The organism is Streptomyces sp. NPDC021019 (genome assembly GCF_044333295.1).
Classification (GTDB): Bacteria; Actinomycetota; Actinomycetes; order Streptomycetales; family Streptomycetaceae; genus Streptomyces.
The window spans coordinates 3767-5186 of record NZ_JBIRQR010000016.1; the positions used below are offsets into that span (position 1 = coordinate 3767).

Genomic DNA, 1420 nt, shown 5'->3' on the forward strand with positions numbered 1-1420 from the left:
TTAAGGGTGAGACCTGATGCCGAGCCGATTGTGGTGAAGTGGATGATCCTATGCTGTCGAGAAAAGCCTCTAGCGAGTTTCATGGCGGCCCGTACCCTAAACCGACTCAGGTGGTCAGGTAGAGAATACCGAGGCGTTCGGGTGAACTATGGTTAAGGAACTCGGCAAAATGCCCCCGTAACTTCGGGAGAAGGGGGGCCATCACTGGTGATAGCACTTGCTGCTTGAGCTGGGGGTGGCCGCAGAGACCAGCGAGAAGCGACTGTTTACTAAAAACACAGGTCCGTGCGAAGCCGTAAGGCGATGTATACGGACTGACGCCTGCCCGGTGCTGGAACGTTAAGGGGACCGGTTAGCTGCCTTTCGGGGTGGCGAAGCTGAGAACTTAAGCGCCAGTAAACGGCGGTGGTAACTATAACCATCCTAAGGTAGCGAAATTCCTTGTCGGGTAAGTTCCGACCTGCACGAATGGCGTAACGACTTCTCGACTGTCTCAACCATAGGCCCGGTGAAATTGCACTACGAGTAAAGATGCTCGTTTCGCGCAGCAGGACGGAAAGACCCCGGGACCTTTACTATAGTTTGATATTGGTGTTCGGTTCGGCTTGTGTAGGATAGGTGGGAGACTTTGAAGCGGCCACGCCAGTGGTTGTGGAGTCGTCGTTGAAATACCACTCTGGTCGTGCTGGATGTCTAACCTGGGTCCGTGATCCGGATCAGGGACAGTGTCTGATGGGTAGTTTAACTGGGGCGGTTGCCTCCTAAAGAGTAACGGAGGCGCCCAAAGGTTCCCTCAGCCTGGTTGGCAATCAGGTGTTGAGTGTAAGTGCACAAGGGAGCTTGACTGTGAGACCGACGGGTCGAGCAGGGACGAAAGTCGGGACTAGTGATCCGGCAGTGGCTTGTGGAAGCGCTGTCGCTCAACGGATAAAAGGTACCCCGGGGATAACAGGCTGATCTTCCCCAAGAGTCCATATCGACGGGATGGTTTGGCACCTCGATGTCGGCTCGTCGCATCCTGGGGCTGGAGTCGGTCCCAAGGGTTGGGCTGTTCGCCCATTAAAGCGGTACGCGAGCTGGGTTTAGAACGTCGTGAGACAGTTCGGTCCCTATCCGCTGCGCGCGTAGGAATATTGAGAAGGGCTGTCCCTAGTACGAGAGGACCGGGACGGACGAACCTCTGGTGTGCCAGTTGTCCTGCCAAGGGCATGGCTGGTTGGCTACGTTCGGAAAGGATAACCGCTGAAAGCATCTAAGCGGGAAGCCTGCTTCGAGATGAGTATTCCCACCCTCTTGAGGGGTTAAGGCTCCCAGTAGACGACTGGGTTGATAGGCCAGATGTGGAAGCCCGGCAACGGGTGGAGCTGACTGGTACTAATAGGCCGAGGGCTTGTCCTCAGTTGCTCGCGTCCACTGTGTT

Annotated in this window: 1 rRNA gene (only partly in view); it reads left to right on the forward strand. The window is 55.8% G+C overall.

Annotation, left to right across the window (positions count from 1 at the left end):
• Nucleotides 1-1398: ribosomal RNA gene (locus ACH4RG_RS36445) — 23S ribosomal RNA — on the forward strand; it begins 1827 nt to the left of the window's first position.
• Nucleotides 1399-1420: the final 22 nt, after the last annotated feature.